The sequence below is a fragment of the Thermomicrobium sp. genome (assembly GCF_053493975.1).
Window position 1 is genome coordinate 39,800 of record NZ_JBRBZA010000033.1, and the last position, 17,333, is coordinate 57,132.

The 17,333-nt window shown below is 64.5% G+C and carries 14 protein-coding genes; 4 read left to right on the forward strand and 10 right to left on the reverse strand.

Features of this window, described 5'->3' with window-relative positions:
- Positions 1 to 9: 9 nt before the first annotated feature.
- Both ACWIVK_RS06330 and ACWIVK_RS06335 read right to left on the reverse strand, forming a co-directional pair.
- Positions 10 to 2,790 carry a cation-translocating P-type ATPase gene (locus ACWIVK_RS06330; RefSeq protein WP_448575749.1) on the reverse strand — a complete coding sequence of 927 codons (2,781 nt, stop codon included), beginning with the start codon at positions 2,788 to 2,790 and terminating at the stop codon, positions 10 to 12.
- A gap of 57 nt (positions 2,791 to 2,847) precedes the next feature.
- A complete protein-coding gene (locus ACWIVK_RS06335) occupies positions 2,848 to 4,233 on the reverse strand; it encodes a universal stress protein (RefSeq protein ID WP_448575750.1) in 1,386 nt (461 codons plus the stop codon).
- A 468-nt stretch (positions 4,234 to 4,701) separates the two neighbouring features.
- Here ACWIVK_RS06335 and ACWIVK_RS06340 point away from each other — a divergent pair, with 468 nt between their 5' ends.
- Together ACWIVK_RS06340 and ACWIVK_RS06345 are read left to right on the forward strand one after the other, a co-directional pair.
- Positions 4,702 to 5,226, forward strand: coding sequence for a hypothetical protein (locus ACWIVK_RS06340; RefSeq protein ID WP_448575752.1), 525 nt, complete (start codon positions 4,702 to 4,704; stop codon positions 5,224 to 5,226).
- A gap of 34 nt (positions 5,227 to 5,260) precedes the next feature.
- On the forward strand, positions 5,261 to 6,310 hold the full coding sequence (locus ACWIVK_RS06345) for a S1C family serine protease (RefSeq protein WP_448575753.1): 1,050 nt from the start codon (positions 5,261 to 5,263) through the stop codon (positions 6,308 to 6,310).
- On the opposite strand, the gene ACWIVK_RS06350 is transcribed toward ACWIVK_RS06345, so the two are convergent.
- From ACWIVK_RS06350 to ACWIVK_RS06370, 5 genes are all read right to left on the reverse strand, one after another.
- Positions 6,295 to 7,560 (reverse strand): MFS transporter, encoded by a 1,266-nt coding sequence (locus ACWIVK_RS06350; protein ID WP_448575754.1) that lies wholly within the window; start codon positions 7,558 to 7,560, stop codon positions 6,295 to 6,297. The two genes, ACWIVK_RS06345 and ACWIVK_RS06350, sit on opposite strands and share 16 nt — an antisense overlap.
- A 368-nt stretch (positions 7,561 to 7,928) precedes the next feature.
- Entirely contained in the window at positions 7,929 to 8,900 is a 972-nt protein-coding gene (locus tag ACWIVK_RS06355; protein WP_448575755.1) for a D-alanyl-D-alanine carboxypeptidase family protein, read from the reverse strand.
- A complete protein-coding gene (locus ACWIVK_RS06360) occupies positions 8,897 to 9,745 on the reverse strand; it encodes an oxygenase MpaB family protein (protein WP_448575757.1) in 849 nt (282 codons plus the stop codon). Before ACWIVK_RS06360 ends, ACWIVK_RS06355 begins: the two co-directional genes overlap by 4 nt.
- Positions 9,742 to 10,536, reverse strand: a complete 795-nt coding sequence (locus tag ACWIVK_RS06365) for a class I SAM-dependent methyltransferase (RefSeq protein WP_448575759.1) — start codon at positions 10,534 to 10,536, stop codon at positions 9,742 to 9,744. Before ACWIVK_RS06365 ends, ACWIVK_RS06360 begins: the two co-directional genes overlap by 4 nt.
- A gap of 14 nt (positions 10,537 to 10,550) precedes the next feature.
- On the reverse strand, positions 10,551 to 11,705 hold the full coding sequence (locus ACWIVK_RS06370) for a S1C family serine protease (RefSeq protein WP_448575760.1): 1,155 nt from the start codon (positions 11,703 to 11,705) through the stop codon (positions 10,551 to 10,553).
- Between the two features lie 119 nt (positions 11,706 to 11,824).
- On the opposite strand from ACWIVK_RS06370, the gene ACWIVK_RS06375 reads away from it, so the two are divergent.
- Complete coding sequence (locus tag ACWIVK_RS06375) at positions 11,825 to 12,379, forward strand: sigma-70 family RNA polymerase sigma factor (protein ID WP_448575762.1); 555 nt, start codon at positions 11,825 to 11,827, stop codon at positions 12,377 to 12,379.
- Positions 12,376 to 13,122 (forward strand): anti-sigma factor, encoded by a 747-nt coding sequence (locus ACWIVK_RS06380; RefSeq protein ID WP_448575763.1) that lies wholly within the window; start codon positions 12,376 to 12,378, stop codon positions 13,120 to 13,122. Before ACWIVK_RS06375 ends, ACWIVK_RS06380 begins: the two co-directional genes overlap by 4 nt.
- A gap of 238 nt (positions 13,123 to 13,360) precedes the next feature.
- Here ACWIVK_RS06380 and ACWIVK_RS06385 read toward each other — a convergent pair whose 3' ends face one another.
- From ACWIVK_RS06385 to ACWIVK_RS06395, 3 genes are all read right to left on the reverse strand, one after another.
- Positions 13,361 to 15,205: a peptide ABC transporter substrate-binding protein gene (locus ACWIVK_RS06385; protein WP_448575765.1), complete on the reverse strand. Its 1,845-nt coding sequence runs from the start codon at positions 15,203 to 15,205 to the stop codon at positions 13,361 to 13,363.
- A gap of 81 nt (positions 15,206 to 15,286) precedes the next feature.
- On the reverse strand, positions 15,287 to 16,213 hold the full coding sequence (locus ACWIVK_RS06390; RefSeq protein WP_448575767.1) for an ABC transporter permease: 927 nt from the start codon (positions 16,211 to 16,213) through the stop codon (positions 15,287 to 15,289).
- A 27-nt stretch (positions 16,214 to 16,240) separates the two neighbouring features.
- The gene (locus ACWIVK_RS06395; protein WP_448575769.1) at positions 16,241 to 17,173 is read right to left on the reverse strand and encodes an ABC transporter permease; all 933 of its coding nucleotides are present in this window, start codon (positions 17,171 to 17,173) and stop codon (positions 16,241 to 16,243) included.
- Between the last annotated feature and the right edge of the window lie 160 nt (positions 17,174 to 17,333).

The following is a 17,333-nucleotide window of genomic DNA, read 5'->3' on the forward strand; positions in this document are numbered from 1 at the left end:
AGCCGTCGATCACGGATCAGGTGTCGGCTGTCTTGCCGGCTGCATCGTCGGCTGTCGAGGCAGTTCCTCGAGAACTTCGCTCGTCTCCCAGGAATCGCGGCGCGGCCAGCGTCGCCGCAGCCACTTGTGCACCTCGACTGCCACGAGGATCGTGCTGGCGACCAGGATGATGCGCGGCCACATGTCGAGCGGGATCGGCTCGACGCGGAGCACGAAATGGGTGAACGGGACGTGGAGTGCGCCGACATGGACGATGATGGCGGCGATGACCGCGCCGAAGAGAACTCGATTGGAGAAGGGACTCATCCGGAAGAGCGAGCGAATGCTCGAGCGCGCATTGCCGACCTGGAAATTCTGGAAGATCACCATCGTCGTCAGTGCGACAGTGCGGGCGAGATCGAGGGATCCGGTCGAACGCAGAGTCCAGTCGAAAATCCACAGCGTGCCCGCGGCCATGACGAGACCGCTGAGCAGTGTCCGTTCCCAGAGAAGTGGGGAGAGAATTCCCTCGCGTCGGGGCCGTGGACGACGACGCATGAGCCCAGGTTCCTTCGGCTCGAAAGCCATGGCGACGTCCTGGAGTCCGTTGGTGACCAGGTTGAGCCAGAGCAGCTGTGCTGGATAAAAGGGTAGGGGCCACCCGGCCAGGACTGCGAACGGCAGGATGAAAAGCATCGCTGCGCCGGTGGAGATCAAGAAGAAGGTCGCCTTGCGCAAGTTATCGAAGGCGCCGCGTCCCTCCTCGACTGCCGCGACGATGGTCACGAAGTTGTCGTCGGTCAGGACGATATCGGCTGCCTCGCGGGCGACATCGGTGCCGCTCTTGCCCATCGCGACACCGATCTCAGCTGCCCGCAGTGCGGGGGCATCGTTCACGCCGTCTCCGGTCACGGCAACCGTTTCGCCGTTGGCTTGCAAGGCACGCACGATCCGCAATTTCTGCTCGGGCTCGACCCGTGCAAAGATCGAAACCTGCTGGACGACGGAACGGAGTTCCTCGTCGGACAGTCGTTGCAGTTCCCGGCCAGTGAGGACAGGGCTCGAACGGGGAGCGATGCCCAGGAAATCGGCGATCGCTGCAGCGGTCGCGGCGTGGTCGCCGGTGATCATGACGACGCGGATACCAGCGGTGTGGCAGCTGGCGATAGCCTCGCGGACACCGGCGCGGGGAGGATCCCAGAGCCCGACCAGACCGAGGAACGTCAAGCCACTGGGCTCGAGCAGTGACTCGATGCGGTCGGCGTGCTCGAACGGTATTTCGCCTGCCGCGAAGCCGAGTACTCGCAGGCCCTGTCGAGCGAGTTGGTGGGCTGCCGCCAGAATCGCCTCGCGGTCGATCGGAGCGAGTCCTTGCGGGCTCGCCCAGGTACTGCACATGTCGAGGATGCGTTCGGGCGCTCCTTTCGCGAGGAAAACCGGTTGGCCGTCGATCCGCGCGACGACCGCTGCGAAACGTCGCTCCGGTTCGAACGGTATCTCGGCGAGAATCGGATAAATACCTTCCAGTTCCTCTCGAACGAGACCGAGTTTTGCACCGGCGATGAGGAGTGCGAGATCGGTCGGATCACCCATGCCTACTCGTTCTTGTCCGATTTCTTCGCTGTGTGCGAGGGTCGCCTCATTCGCGAGCACGCCGGTCACGAGCACGCGGAGAGGTGGCGGAAGATCCCAAAACGATGTCTCGTGCAGTGCAGAGAACGATGGATGCGGTATGGGATCGAGTGCCTCATCCTCGAAGGAAATGACTCGCTCTGCGGCCCAGAGAGCCCGAACCGTCATCCGATTCTCGGTGAGCGTCCCGGTCTTGTCGGAGCCGATGACGGTGGTACTGCCGAGCGTCTCGACAGCAGCCAGGTGCCGCACGATGGCACGGCGCCGTGCCATTCGCTGGGCACTCACTGCGAGGACGAGTGTCACGACGATCGGAAGCCCTTCTGGAACGATGGCGACCGCCGCACCGACCGCGAACTTGAAGAGGAGCGCCGGTTGATCACCACGGAGCACGCCGAAGACGCTGATCGCTGCGATGCTGACGAGAACGACGAGGGCGACGAGACGGGCAAAGCGCGCGAACTGTCTCTCGAGCGGCGTCTGCGGTTGGGTCTCGGCCCGAGCCAGATGAGCGATCTTGCCGAGTTCCGTGGCACTACCGGTACTGACGACGACGCCGACACCGCGACCGCTCGTGACGATCGTGCCGAGGAACGCCATACAAACACGATCAGCGATCGGTGCTTCGGGCACGACCGGATCGGTGCGTTTGACCACCGGAACTGATTCGCCGGTAAAAACCGACTCGTCCACCATGAGTGCTGTGGTCGAAACGAGTCGAAGGTCGGCTGGAACGCGGATCCCCGATTCCAGGAGGACAATGTCACCGGGAACCAGAGACCTGGCGGGTATCTCGCGCTCGACGCCATCGCGGATCACACGAGCGCGTGGGCTGAGGTAGAGCATGAGCGAGCGGATCGCTCGCTCAGCTCGCAACTCGTGGTAGGTTCCGAGCGCTGCGTTGATGAGCAAAACGGCGAGGATCGCACCGGTATCGATCCATTCACCCAGTCCAGCCGTGACGAATGCTGCCACCAACAGGATGTAGATCAGTGGACTCTTGAACTGATGCAGGATGATGCGGAGAAGGCTCGGTGGCGGGACGGTTTCGATTTCGTTCGGGCCGAACTGTTGTAAGCGACGCTCCGCTTCTCGCGTGGGAAGCCCCTCGAGGCTCGTGCCGAGGCGCTCGAGCGTTTCCGCTACCGTCAGGGCATGCCAGTGTACAGTGTCTCGCATGAGAACGCGATCCTCTCACTCTCCGACCTGCGGGGCAGTCAGCGAAGGCGCTTTGGGCTACGATGCGTGCGTCGTCGCTGACGTGCTGTGCTGTCGGGCGATCGCCTTGAGGACATCATGTCGGGTGACGATGCCGACCAGTTTGCCGTCACGCACGACCGGGATGTGCCGGACGCCGCGTTCGACCATGAGTTGGGCGATTCGGCTCAGTGGTGTGTCCTCCGTCACTGTCACTGCCGGTGCTTGCGCCACGGCTCCCGCCTGCAGCGTCCGCGCTTCAGCGTAGATCCGCTCGATCCCTCCCGCATTCAGCCAGTGGCCGAAAAGCTGCGGCGCGCGGAAGGCTGCAAAGGGGATCGGTTTTTCCTGCGCTAGGAAGTCCTCTTCGCGAATCAAGCCGAGCAGCCTTCCGTCCGCATCGACCACCGGAACGGCGCCGATCTGCCGCTCGAGCATGAGTTGGGCGACCTGTTCGAGTGTGGCGTCTGGCCCGACCGTTACGGGGTCCGGCGTCATGATATCGCGCGCCCGCAGCGTTTCGCTCGCACTGGTCGGCTCGGCCAGGGCTTGTTGGACGGCCTGAGGCCGGTGAAGGAGGAGCGGCACGGTCGTCGCATGGAGGACGTGCTCGGCCGTCGAGCCCAAAAGGACTCGTCGGATCCCGCTCATGCCGTGCGTGCCCATCGCGATGAGGCCAGCCTGGCGCATGGCTGCTTCGGCCGCGATCGTCTCGGCGACCGGCCCACTGCCGAGACTCCAGCTGGTCGGATAGCCGCGGGCACGGACTCGCTGAGCGACAGCTTCGAGATAGTGCTGCCAGCGCACGGGATCTTCTTCCTCGGCGAGGACATGAAAGAGGTGGAGCTGCAGGGGCTCCGAACCCCGACCGAGCAGGTCGAGCGCGGTATCGATCGCCTCCTCGGCCAGCGCGGAACCGTCGAGGGGGACGAGAACCGGCGAGAATGTGACCGGTGCGTTGGGAGCTGGAACGGGTACACGAGCGCGCACGACGAGCGCCGGTTGCCGTGCCCGCTGCATCACGCTGAAGGTGACGCTCCCCACCAGCAGACGGGCCACACCCAAGCGGCCGTGGCTGCTCATCACGATGACTGCTGCCTGACTCGCCTCGGCGTACGCGACGATCTCCTTGGCCGGCTCCCCGAGCCGTACCTCGATACGACAGGGGACGTCGCTGATCGCGTCCCGCAGACGTTCGAGCGCCTCGCGGCGCTGCTCCAACCAGCGTTGCACCAACTGTTCGACCTGCTCTCCCTCCGCTTCCAGATACGTGCGCAGGGATTCGGTGATCTCGACGACGGAAAGCAGGACGAGTTCGCTCCCGAGTCGCTGGGCGATCGCTCGACCGAACGGGACCGCACAATGGGTCACGCGCTCCGGATCGAGATAACTCGGGAGTACGGGAACGACCACTGGACCTGCCATCGTGTCCAACCCTCCCTGTCCGCTTCACCACCCTGCGGGTAGCCTACCATGATCGCGATCCTCGCGGCGCTAGCGCGACCCCTGGCCCACTCCGCTTCAGCGGCATGCGCGGGTCATCGTGCCTTCATGACACATGACTAGCGGTATCCGGTCGAGGCGATACGAGTCGAGCCGTGCGTAAGGGTGAGCAGCATGGCGACGGCTGTTCGGCTGGAAAATGAGGAGGCGAATTCCATGAAGCACTGGTTCGTGTCTTGCGATGCGCGGCATCGCTGAGGGAGCGTGGCCGCGGGCAGGAGACCGTCGAACACCCAGTACGCGGGTCGCGAAGCACCGCACCGCCACCGTCCGCACGGAGGATACTCCCCGGCGCACTGCTCTCGCCGGGACAGCCGACAGCCCCGCTGACCGGCGGATGTGTCAGTGTGTAATACTGTAAGTATGGAAATCGACAGAAGGAGGACTCCGATGAGGCACGATCCGTTCGCAGCCGAGCTCCGCGCGTGGTTCCTCGGGCGTCTCCCGGAAGGTTGGTTCGTGGAGCCGCCCGAGATCGCCTACGACCGGGACGAGATTCTCGTCGTCGGTCGTCTCGCTGAGCCGCCACTTCCGGAGGGTGCGAGCGAGGAGGAGCGGCAGGCCGCTTGTGCGGCGCGGATCCAGCGTTTCCGCGAGGAAACGCGTGCGCAGCGCATGCGCATCGCCAGCGAAGCCGAGTACCGGTTCGGCCGCAAGGTCTCCTGGGGAGCAGCCTGCGGTCCGATTCGCCAGTCCTTCACGGTGCTGAGCATACCCGTGATGACGCGCTTGCGACTCACCGAGCGGCAGGTCCTGGATACGCTGGTCGAAGCTGGAATCGCGCGGAGCCGGAGCGAGGCACTGGCCTGGTGTGTCCGCTTGGTCGGTCGTCACCAAGCGGAGTGGCTCGAGGAACTGCGCCGCGCCTTGGTCCGGGTGCAAGAGCTCCGGCACGCTGGACCGGATGTCGATTGAACGATGACCGATGCTTCACCGAGGAGGGAGAACCGTGCTGCACCACACACTCTTCGTTCAGCCGATCGCAACGGCCGATGCTGACGATGTGGCTCTGCCGGGCGGTACGAGTCCTGCCGTCGAGCCGGAGACCCTGCTCGATGCCTTTTCGGCGGCCGTGGTTCGTGTCGTCCAGCGTGTCGCACCGGCGGTCGTCGGATTGCGTGTCGTCCGCCCGACACATCGTGGTTCCGAGATTCCTGGTGCGGGTTCGGGATTCCTGATCACACCCGATGGCTACGTCCTCACCAACAGTCACGTCGTTCATCGCGCGCGGCAGATCGTCGTCTCGCTCGCCGATGGGAGGGAATACGCGGCGCAGCTGGTCGGTGAAGATCCAGCGACCGATCTCGCCGTCGTGCGCGTTCAGGCGAACGGGCTTCCCATCGTCGAGTTCGGCGATTCGGATCGCCTGCAGGTCGGTCAGCTGGTGATCGCCATCGGGAATCCGCTGGGATTGCAGGCGAGCGTGGTGACCGGCGTGGTTTCGGCGCTCGGCCGCTCGTTGCGGGGGCCGGACGGTCGGTCGATCGAGAACGTCATTCAGACCGACGCTCCCCTCAATCCGGGGAATTCGGGTGGGCCGCTGGTCGATACGCGCGGCAAGGTGGTCGGTGTCAACACAGCGATCGTCGCGGGTGCGCAGGGGCTGAGTTTCGCGATTCCTGCCAGTACCGCACAGTGGGTGGCCGGCCAGCTGTTGCGCGAGGGACGCGTGCAGCGCGCCTGGCTGGGGATCATCGGTGAGCTCAAGAGCGTGCCAGGACGCTTCGTTCCAGAACACGGTGGAACGCGAGCTGCTGGGATCGCGGTCCGCGAGGTCATCGTCGGGAGTCCTGCGGCGCGAGCCGGACTGCGACCGGGTGACGTGATCGTGAGCCTGGATGGCGCACCCGTGCGGTCACCGACCGATCTGCAGCGTCTCTTGGGGCGCGCAGCGGTCGGAAGCACGATCGTGCTCGGTGTCGTGCGCCAGGGGAAGCTCGTGACCGTGCGAGCAGAACTGGCTGCCGAGCCGGAGCGCGAACGTCAAGCGAGCCGGTAGACCTCGGGGAAGAGCCGGCGACCGGCCAGCGTGAAGACGAACGCGCCCGCTGCAGCGACCGCGACCGTGGCTGGCACGCCGAAAAGATCCCCGATCCCGCCGAGTGCCATCGTTCCCAGTGGCATCAAGCCCATCGGAATCAAGGTATAGAGGGCCATCACGCGGCCGCGGAACTCGTCCGGAACGATCAGCTGGATGAGCGTGTTCGTGAGAGCCATCAGGAGCGTCTGGCTGGCACCGATGAGGAAGAGCAGGATCGCCGACAGCTCGAGCCAACGTGAGAGCGCGAACACGACGAGTGTCCCAGCGAAGACCAGGTTGACGAGGAACAGGATACGACCGCGATCCTGACGTGACCCCAGCCGCCCGACGAGCAGAGCCCCGCTCAGCGCGCCAGCTCCGTTGATTCCCATGAGCACACCATATCCCGCCGCGCTGGTGTGCAGGACATCGCGGGCGAAAACCGGCATGAGCTGCAGGTAGGGGCGACCGAGGAAGGTGGGCACGGCGAGCAGGGTCAACAGGCCGAGCAGGCGCCGGTCGTGCCGGACAGCCCTCAGGCCGACGCGAACGTGGACGAGCAGGGACGTCCTGCTCGTGTGCTCGGGCGGTGCTGGTGCGATCGTCCAGACGGCCCAGAGCACCGGAAGATAGCTCACCCCGTTGAGCACGAAGGCCCAACCGGTGCCGGCCGCGGCGACCAGCAAGCCAGCCAGCGATGGGCCGATCACTGCGGCCGCGTTCCACGCAGCGGAGTTCAAGCCGACGGCGGAAGCGACGCGCTCGTTCCCGACGAGACCGGGAACCAGAGCCTGGCGTGCCGGATTGTCGAACGCCATGACGGTCGCGGTGGCGAACGCGATAGCCAGAATATGCCACGGCCTGATCGTCCCGGTGAGATCGAGGATCCCGAGGAGCAGCGCGAGCAGGGCGGCCAACGACTGGGTGACGAGTAGGATCTGGCGCCGATCGACCCGGTCGGCGATCGCCCCGCCGACCACCGTGATCGTCAGGGTCGGAATGGATCGCAAGAGACCATACAACCCGAGATAGGCGGGCGAGCCGGTGAGGGCCAGGATGAGCCATCCTTGGGCGACGAGTTGGAGCCAGCTCCCGATGTTGGAAACGAGCATGCTGGCCCAGAAGCGTCGGTAGGCTGGCACCGCGAGCGCGCTCGCGGCCAGAGCGCCGTACAGGCGCGTCAGTCGCGATGTCTCTCCGGACGGTGCGGCTGGACGTTCGGCGGTCACGCTTCCATTCCTTCGCGCTCCTACTCCGGGGGGCGCTGGAGGAATCGAGAAGACGGCTGGCAAGCATAACAGGTGCTGGCCTGGAGTGGCAGCTACTTTCCCACCGCTCCTGCAGGTAGTGCGACGAGACGAGCGATCCGCGCTGCAACGCTCTGGCACGGGATGCCGAGGGCGCACGGAGCTATGCGACACGAGACTCCGCGAGGGTGTAGTGCCGGGTTCGGTCTGCGTGCGCTCGCTGAGGCTGAGAGAGTCCAGCGAGCCTCGCTGGACTACCTGTCTCCGCCCGGCATGGGTGAAGCGGGGCCGCTCGATCGGATGAGCGCAGTGCTGGAGTCCCCGGCCACCCTGGCGCTGTTCACGGGGGATCAGGGGGCCGGTGCGCTGCCGGTCGCCCGCGCGACCCAATCGATGATCGCTCGCACGTCACCGTAGCGATCCTGGCTCCCGAGGACGATGGCGACGAAGGTCCGTTCGTCACTGGTGCGCCACGCAGCGACCAGACATTGCCCGGCCTCGGGGGTCGTGCCGGTCTTGATGCCGATGACCCCGAGTTGACCGAGGAGCTCGTTCGTGTTCCGGAGTTCGAGCACCCGTGCGTTCGGACCGCCGACACGGATCTGCGCCGTGCGCAACGCAACGAGAGCAGCGAGTTCCGGATGGTCGAGCGTGGCGCGAGCGAGCTGGAGGAGATCGCGCGCGCTCGTCGTCTGCTCGGGTATGTCGTCGCCATCCGGCGACAGGACGACCGTTTCGCTGAGGCCGAGTTCCCGAGCTTTCTCCTGCATCGCAAAGAGAAAGCGGTCGCGCGGTGATCGATCGGGAGGACCAGCGAGTCGCTCGCCAGCAATGCGGGCCAGTGCCCGGGCGGCGTCGTTGCCGGAGGGGAGCAGCAGGCCGATCAGCAGATCGTGGACCGTGATCGTGTCCCCAGCACCCAGCCCCATGGCCGATTCACGGACCGGATCGACCATGTCTTCTGGCTGGACCGTGACGATCTCTTCAGATGAGAGGATCTCCACAGCGGTCAGCGCGGTCAGGAGTTTGAGGGTACTGGCTGGAGGAAGGGGTGTCCGGCTGGCGCGCTCCAAGAGTATCCGGTCAGTGGTGAGATCGACGACGAGGACGGAGCGGGCGCTGAGCGAGGGTGGCTCGGGCGTCGGAGATGGTGTCGGCGTGGGGGTCGGTGTCGGTTCGGGTGAAGGGGCGACCGTTGTGGTGGACGATGTACTGACTGGTAGCGCGTAGCGCGCCAGTGTCGCGCCAGCGATCGCGACACTCAAGGCGAGCAGGCCGAGGGGAATGCCGAAGCGGCGGACGAAAGTGGAGAAAGCTCTCACCGCGGAACTCCCACGCGCGTCATTCCTTCGGGGGGAAGCGCACCTGACTGGGCAGACCGTGCTTCTGGCCAGGTGCGGACGATCGCGGGAAGCCGCGACCAGATCCAGCGGATCGCACCGAGGCAGCGCTCGAATCGCTCGTCGTCACGAGCAGACCAGGTGAGGTCATAGGCCGCGCGGAGCCAGTCGGGCAGGAGACCGATGGTCAGCCAGCGCCAGAAGCGGACGCTCGGCGCGAGCCACCAGGGATGCGGTGGGGAAAGGACAGAGTCGGCGAGTTGCCGCGTGAGCGGTGTGACGACGAGCGTCCCGTCCTGGCGCGCTCGGGTGATCTTCTCCTCGATCTCCCCCCAGGAGCGAGGAAGGTACCCAGACGGTCTACCCAGCCAAAACTCCATGGCGCTCGCTTCCTGACAGTAGCGGTCGCGCTCCTCCGGGGTGAGCACACGGACGAAACGCTCGTATGCTGCGATCATCGCTTCGACGGTCGTGGTGTGCACCCAAGCGAGGAGAGCAGGATCGTGCGCACTGTACCGGGTACCGGCTGGAAAGCGACCGCTCGGCTCACGGAGCCTGCCCTGGACGCGAGCGTGGGTGCGGATGATGCGAGCAGCGGCTGCTCGAGCTGCCTGTGGGGGGCCAAAGGTGAGCGCGCGCATCGCATCGACTGTTGCACGAAAGCGACGCAAGGCTGACCAAGTATCGCAGGCGAACGACGAGTGTTCGGCCACCCCCGCTGCGACGAGAGGATGTGCTAGTTGGGCGAGGATCGCTCGACCCCAGCCCAATACGACGATCCGTTCAGCGTTGACCATCTGGACGATCGACCACGACTCTCGCATCATGCGGACGACTGCTCCGGCTCGCTCCCGACTGCCAAGGGCTGGGATGGCTCGCTGGCCGTCTGCGCGACGAGCAACAGCCGCGATGACCAGAGTCGGTACGGTGCAGCGTCATCGTCGCCCCAGAATTCGAGAGTGGCGAACCCACTCCGGCGTACCAGCGTTGCGAGCTCGCTCGCGGCGTAGAGACGCAGCGTGCGTTCACAGCGCTCGCTAGTCCCGGAGGGCCAGAGGAGCTGCCACTCGACCTGCACTGTGCCTTCGGGTAGGTCCCAGTGCTGGCGGACCAGAACGCGCAAACCGTCGATCTCGCCCCAGATCCGTTCGACGAACTCGCGGACGAGCAGCTCCCGATTGGGCAGGTCGAGGAGCAGCGTCCCTCCAGACCGAAGAGCCAGCGCGAGTTGACGCAACACTTCTTCATCAGCCTGCTGGGCACCGCTCGTTCCGAGGACGAGGCCCGAGCCGAGCACGAGATCGAACGCGCGGCGGAACGGGAGGCGCTGCGGATCGCGTCGAATCCAGTGGATCGGCGTCTTCAGGCCACTGAGCCGTTGGCGTGCTCGCTCGAGCAGGGGTTCGAGCGGTTCCACCACGGTGACGTGCGCACCGTGATCCGCAACGGCTGCAACGAGTTCCGGCGAGGGGAGGAGAAGAAGCACACTCGCTCCCGGCACGAGCCACTGACGTTCCCTGAGCGCTCGCAGCAAGCGTGGCCGAGCCGGGTCCTCCGGCGCTGGGCGCCCGAACTCGCGCAGCAGCTGAGCGAAGAGCACGTCGCTCTGACTCGCCATCGCGATCGCCTCCCTCACTGGATGACCGGGGCACTCCCGAGGGTCACCGTGAACGTCTGCTCGCGGCCTTGACGATTGACCACGATCGTGACCTGGTCGCCTGGCTGATGGGCAGCGAGGATCGCTGGCAGCTCGTCGCTCCGCGTGACATCGCGTTCATCGACACGGACGATGATGTCACCGGGTTGCAGTCCGGCTCGCTCGGCTGGACTGTCCGGGGTCACCTCGACGATGAGGACACCGCGCTGCACCGGTAAACCGTAGGCTGCGGCGAGGGCAGGTGTCACGCTCACTGAGACGATGCCGAGATAGGCGCGCGGGCGAGCCTCCAACAGTTGTTGCACGATCTCCTTGGCTTTGTTGATGGGAATGGCGAAGCCGATCCCCTCGGCCGTCTGGATCTTGGCCGAGTTGATCCCCACTACTCGACCGGCGAGGTCGACGAGTGGTCCCCCGGAGTTGCCGGGGTTGATGGCCGCGTCGGTCTGGATGAGGGGACCGATAGCCGGCTCACCGAAGCCCGGGTCGATCGTCCGGTCGAGTGCGCTGACCACGCCAGCGGTGACCGTGGGACCACCTTCCAGCCCGAGAGCGTTCCCGATGGCGACGACCCATTGCCCGACGCGCAGTTGATCGCTGTCACCCAGTGTCGCGACAGGCAAGTTTTCCCCATCGATCTTGACGACAGCGATATCGTTGGCTGGGGAGCGACCCAGCACGCGACCGGTGAACTGCCGACCATCGTTGAGCACGACCCGGATTTCTTGCGCGCCAGCGATCACGTGGTCGTTGGTGAGGATGTAGCCGCGCGGATCGAAGATGACCCCCGAGCCGACTCCTTCCTGGATCTGCCCGAAGCCGAAGAAGCCCGGTACGACGGCCCGGACAGACACGTAGACGACAGCTGGTATCACCTGAGCGGCGACATGCTCGATCGCAGTCGCGAAGTCTCCCGTCGGTGGCGGAGCGGAAGAGATGACTGGGCTCGCGGAGACCGGCGGCGAGAGTTCGGCGATCGGCGCGAGTGATGGCGTGCTGGTAGGGATCGGCGTGAGCGCGGGAACCGTCGTCGGGGTCGCGGCGCTACGGACGCTCAGGCAACCGCTCCCGGCGAGCCAGCCAGCCAAAAAGGCGATGACGATACCGGCAGCGATGGACAGGCGGTGCATGCTCGACTCCCTCCCTGGTCTCCGAGCCCCAGCAGCAATCCTACGGCCCAGGGCAAGACGTATGATAGTGGCACTGGGATGGTCGGGTGTCTGGTGTGTGGCGCACGATGAAGGGAGAGATGACTGGACCGAGCGACCTCGAACTGGTCGCCCGGCTTCGTTCCCGTGATCGAGCGGCACTCGAGGCGCTCTATGACCGTTACGCGCGTCGTGTGTACTCGTTGGCACTGAGCATCGTGCACGACCAGCAGGCTGCCGAGGACATCACCCAGGAGCTGTTCATCCACTTGTGGCAGTACCCGCATCTCTACGAGTCGGAGCGAGGGGCATTTGTCTCCTGGCTCCTGCGATCGGCTCGGAATCGGGCCATCGATGTCCTGCGCCGGCGCTCTCGCGACTACCAGGTCGGGGTGCAGTTCGACACGATGAGCGCGCTGGGCCAGGACGATCCTGAGGATCTGGTGCTGCGAGCCGATGTGGCTGCTGGGCTGCGGCGCGCTCTGGCCGAACTGGACAGTGGACTCCGGGAAGTGCTCGAACTCGCCTACTTCAGTGGGCTGACTCAACGGGAGATTGCCGAACGGCTCGGACTCCCGCTCGGGACGGTCAAGACACGCGTGCGGACAGCACTGCGGCGTCTCGCGGAAGCGCTGGCAGGAGATCGCGAGTCATGACAGGACGATCGTTGGCCGATCATAAGGTGGATCTGGAAGCGTATGCCTTGGGCTTGCTGGACCCTGCGGAGGCGGTGGTGGTGGCGCAGCACCTCGAAGCGTGTGTACTGTGCCAAAACGAGTTGCGCCGGATCGAGGAGACACTCGGTTGGCTGGGAGCAGCCGTTCGACAAGTCGATCTACCGCCTGCGCTCCGGAATCGGATCCTCGCCGGAGCCGATCCTGGAGATCGGCGACGCTGGCGACTGGCTTGGGCATGGGGTGGACTGGCTGCGGCGGCGCTCTTGTTGCTCGGGGTCCTGCTGCTGGCCGTGACGCGCCTCGAGCGTCGGCTCGAAGAGTTCGCGACCCAGCAAGAGCGCATCGTCGCTGTCCTCGCGAGGGCTGATTGGTCGACAGTCGTGCAGGGGGAGCGAGCAGGTTTCCCACCGGAGGTCGGCCGGATCTTCCTCGATCGCGAGGGACGCGATGGACTGCTCGTGCTCGGTGGTCTCGAGCGTCCCGAGGCTGGCCGGGTGTATCAGGTCTGGCTGCTGCGCACTGATGGGAGCCGCGTCGATGCGGGGGTCTTTCTCCCCGACCGTGGCGGTTCGGTGCTGCTCCTGATCGAGGCTCCGGACCAATGGACGCGGTATCGTGGCATGGGTATCACGATCGAGCCGGGTCCCCAGGGGAGCACGGAGCCGACTGGTCAGCGGATCGCTGGTTGCAGCTGGGACTGGTCGGCGTGGGTGCGATCGTGAGGGACAGTCTGAGTCGCGCGAGCGTCAGCATCACCTCGTCTGGACAGGAGCCTTGAGCGACTGCACTGAGGAGCGGACGCTCGGGCTGTCATTCGTCGAACACCCGGCGATGCGTGCCAGGGGCGAGCAGCTTCGCTGGATCTAGTGTAGCCCGTGAAGACATCCGATGACGGAGGAGAGAGAACGAGCCCGGGGAATGCTGCCCCCAGGCTCGTTCGTCGTCGTGCCAGGAAGATGCTCAGTGCTTGAGGATCTTGTAGTAGTCGTAGTGTCGGATGAAAATGTTCCACTCCGGCATGAAGTCACCGTTGCGATTGCGTGGGAGATTGGTGACCCACGGCTTCATGAGTCCGTAGCTCCACGGGTTGTAGACATAGATTGCTGCGGCCTCCTCCAGCTGGATCAGCTGGGCCTTGTAGTACAGCTCGTACCGCTTCTTCGGGTCCTGCTCGCCGTTCGCCTGGAGCGTGAGTCGGTCGAACTCGTCGTTCGACCACTCATGGCGGCGGCCCGTCGGTGCCTTCGAATACCAGACTTGGAAGAGGGTGTTGGCAGGATCGGGGTAGTCGACGTACCAGCGGACCCACATGAGCGGGATTTCGTGCTTCCACATCCGCTCGTAGGTCTCGCGCGGCTCGCCGATGATGTGCTCGAGTTCCATACCGAGCACTTCTTTGAGCATCTGGATGATGGCAGCAGCAGCGACCTTGGGAGCGTCACCCTCCTCGCGGTGGGTGAGGGTCAGCCCCTTCGGCCAGTTCTTGCCGCCCTCGTAGGGAGTACCTTTGAGCCACTGGCGCGCCTTGTCCGGGTTGTACTCGGTCAGTTCGCGGATCTTGTCGTCCGGTTCGATGTAGTAGGGCATGCCGGGCGGGGTGAACGTATAGGCGACGGTCGCCAGCCCTTTGAGCACTTGCTTGACGATCGTCTCGCGGTCGATGGCATGCGCCATGGCCCGGCGCACTTCCTTGAGATTGTAGGGCTCGAACTTCGGATCGGGTACGAGATACCACGTTCCGAAGAGATTGAATTGGTGGTACTCCTTGCTGAGCTTGGGATCGGAGCGGATCCGTTCCAGCTGGCCGAGCGGCCCGCGCCACATCCAGTCGATCTCGTTGTTTTCATAGGCTTGCAGCACGGCTTCGCTGGGGATGATCGGCCGTTCGACCCGTTGGAGCGTGATGTTCTTTGCGTTCCAGTACTTCTCGTTCTTTTCCAAGACGACGATCTTGTCGTGCTCCCAACGGACGAGCTTGAAGGGGCCGTTGCAGACGATGTTTTCGGCCTCGGTCCACTTGTCACCATACTTTTCGACCGATGGTCGATGGGCTGGCGCGGCGGCGATATAGGCGGCCAAAATCGGGAAGTAACCGCGTGGTCCTTCCAGGGTGACCTGGAGCGTGTAGTCGTCGAGTGCTTTGACGCCGACGTCATCGCGCGTCACGCCGGGCTTCTGGGTGTTGAAGGCTTCGGCATTCTTGATGTCGTACAGGAAGCCGGCATACGGGGCGGCAGTGGCTGGATCGAGCTGGCGCTTCCAGGACCACTCGTAGTCGTGAGCGGTTACCGGATCGCCGTTGCTCCAGTAGGTGTCCTTGCGGAGGTAGAAGGTCCAGACCGACGCGTCCTGGTTGGGCTCCCAGCGCTCGGCGATATCGGGAACCACCTCGAGATCAGGCGTGAACATCCCGAGCATGGCGAAGCAGGAAGAATCGCCCTCGCAGTAGAGATCGCGGTTGAAGTCGAAACTCTGTGGGTCGCGCTCCATGTTGGTCCGGAAGACCTGGTCCGCGGCGAGTTCCCCCTCGGCGGGCGTAGGAGCGGGGGCAACGGTCGGTGTCGGGCCGACTGCACGCGGTGGCGTCGGGGTGGGGACAGGCGGTGGCGTGACTGCTGCGACAGGGGTCGGCGTGGCTTCAGGTGCGCGCTGGCAGGCAGCAGCAGCCAATGCGGCACCGGTGGTTCCGCCGACCGCGCCGACGATGCGGATGAACTCGCGCCGGTCCATCCCGACGACTTGGAAGCGTTTCCACAGGAGTGCAACTTGTTCAGGGTCTTCCCACCAGCGGAGTTTGTCGCTCATCGTACCTCCTCCTCTTGGGGTCAAGAGACGACTCCTCACTCCAAACGAGCGTGCATCTTCTCCGATCGTCCTCACCTCCTTTCAGTCGCGTTTGCGCGTCCGTGGATCGAGTGCGTCGCGGAGCCCGTCACCCAGGAACGTAAAGCTGAGCATCAAGAGCGCGATCAGGATGGTCGGGAAGATCGGCATGTACCAGTACGAGGTAATGTACTGCTGCGTCTCGCCAGCCATCTTGCCCCAGCTCGGGCGCGGCTCGGGAATGCCGATCCCGATGAAACTCAGGGCTGCTTCGGTGAAGATGGCTTGGGGAATGCCGAAGGTCAGGGTCACGATGATCGGCGACAGGGCGTTCGGCAGAAGGTGCCGCGTGATGATACGCCAGGGAGAAGCGCCCGCGGCGCGCGCGGCGATGACGAAATCGCGCTCGCGCAGCGCCAAGAACTCGGCGCGGGTAAGACGAGCGAGCGTGACCCAGCCAGTCACACCGATCGCGATGAAGATGTTCTGCATGCCGCGTCCGAGCGCCGCCATGATCAGGATAACGAAGAGAAGTTGTGGAAAAGCATACATCACGTCGACGAAGCGCATCAGGATCGCGTCGACGCGACCACCGAGGTAGCCAGCCAGCGCCCCGATCGGCACGCCGATCAAGAAGACGATGACCTGGGCACCGAGTCCGACGAGCATGGAGACCTGTGCACCCCAGATGAGGCGACTGAGCATGTCGCGACCGACGAGATCGGTGCCGAGCGGATACTTTCCGGTCCACGTCGGAAACTGGGAGACTGCCGAAAAATCGGCTTTATCGTACGGGTACGGGGCGAGCACGGGTGCGAAGATCGCCATGAGTGTGAAGATGATGACCATGATGAGCCCGAACAAGGCGAGGCGGTTCGCGAGGAGACGACTGAGCGCATCGCGCCAGAGCGTCCGGTGAGGGCGGGCTGCCCAGATGAGGGCATCGGCCCGTTCCGCTCGACCGGTCATCCCAGCACCGGTGGTGGCCATGCGGTGAGCTCCTCTCCGAGTCTCGGCTCAAGCCAGGCGGATACGCGGATCGACGACACCGTACAAGATGTCGACGACGATATTCATGATGGCGAGGAACGCCCCATAGATCAGAATGACGGCCATGATCATCGGGTAATCACGAGCGATCAGACTGTCGACGAAGAAGCGTCCCATCCCTGGCACACGGAAGATCTTCTCGACGAATGGCGAGCCGGTGCCGATGGCAGCGAACATGGGCCCCAGGATGGTGATGGGTGGGATCAAGCCGTTCTTGAGCACATGGCGCACGATCACTTGTCGATCGCTCAGCCCCTTCGCGTAGGCGGTCCGAATGAAGTCCTGTCGCAAGACTTCGACCATACTGGCCCGGGTATAGCGGGCGATGATCCCGATCGGGCCGAGTGAAAGCGCGAGTGTGGGCAGAACCCAGTCGATCGGTGAATCCCAGCCGCCGGTACGAGGAATGATCGGGATGAGCAGGACGAGCAGCACGATGAGGAAGAGGGCCAGGATGAAGTTCGGGACAGCGACGCCCAGCGTCGCGATGAAACTACAGAGGTAATCGACCGGGCCGTTCTGGTTGATGGCTGCGATGACGCCGAGCGGGATGCCGATCAAGATGGCGAGAGCCATGGCCATGACACCGAGATGGAGAGAGACTGGCAGAGTGGAAGCCATGATATCGCGCACCTCACGCGTCTGGTACTGGTACGAGAACCCGAAGTCGAGCGTGAAAATGTTCCGCAGATAGTGCAGATATTGTTGCCACAACGGCTTGTCGAGCCCGTATTTCTTGGCCAGCGCTTCTTGGGCGGCTGGTGGCAAGGGGTTCGCTTGTGGGGCACGTGGCTGCATCGGGCTTCCCGGTGTCGCATGCATGATGACGAACGTGATCAGCGAAATGGCGATGAGGGTCGGAATGACCATCAGAAGGCGACGAGCGATGTACTGCGTCATCCATCACTCCTCAGCTCACCGTGTGACCCGGTCCAAGTTTGCCGAAAACGGTGCAGTGAGAGTTCCACGAGAGCACATTACCACACGGTCGAAAGCGCCGTCAATGGTTTCTCTCCCCCGTCCGAACCGGCAGCGAGTGGTGGGGTGGGGGATTGGGAAG

What these genes read in the sequence shown, in the direction of transcription:
- ACWIVK_RS06395 (WP_448575769.1), bottom strand. Translation starts at nt 17,173, where the DNA reads ATGACGCAGTACATCGCTCGTCGCCTTCTGATGGTCATTCCGACCCTC.
- ACWIVK_RS06390 (WP_448575767.1), bottom strand. Translation starts at nt 16,213, where the DNA reads ATGGCCACCACCGGTGCTGGGATGACCGGTCGAGCGGAACGGGCCGAT.
- ACWIVK_RS06375 (WP_448575762.1), top strand. Translation starts at nt 11,825, where the DNA reads ATGACTGGACCGAGCGACCTCGAACTGGTCGCCCGGCTTCGTTCCCGT.
- ACWIVK_RS06340 (WP_448575752.1), top strand. Translation starts at nt 4,702, where the DNA reads ATGAGGCACGATCCGTTCGCAGCCGAGCTCCGCGCGTGGTTCCTCGGG.
- ACWIVK_RS06385 (WP_448575765.1), bottom strand. Translation starts at nt 15,205, where the DNA reads ATGAGCGACAAACTCCGCTGGTGGGAAGACCCTGAACAAGTTGCACTC.
- ACWIVK_RS06335 (WP_448575750.1), bottom strand. Translation starts at nt 4,233, where the DNA reads ATGGCAGGTCCAGTGGTCGTTCCCGTACTCCCGAGTTATCTCGATCCG.
- ACWIVK_RS06330 (WP_448575749.1), bottom strand. Translation starts at nt 2,790, where the DNA reads ATGCGAGACACTGTACACTGGCATGCCCTGACGGTAGCGGAAACGCTC.
- ACWIVK_RS06365 (WP_448575759.1), bottom strand. Translation starts at nt 10,536, where the DNA reads ATGGCGAGTCAGAGCGACGTGCTCTTCGCTCAGCTGCTGCGCGAGTTC.
- ACWIVK_RS06360 (WP_448575757.1), bottom strand. Translation starts at nt 9,745, where the DNA reads ATGATGCGAGAGTCGTGGTCGATCGTCCAGATGGTCAACGCTGAACGG.
- ACWIVK_RS06370 (WP_448575760.1), bottom strand. Translation starts at nt 11,705, where the DNA reads ATGCACCGCCTGTCCATCGCTGCCGGTATCGTCATCGCCTTTTTGGCT.
- ACWIVK_RS06380 (WP_448575763.1), top strand. Translation starts at nt 12,376, where the DNA reads ATGACAGGACGATCGTTGGCCGATCATAAGGTGGATCTGGAAGCGTAT.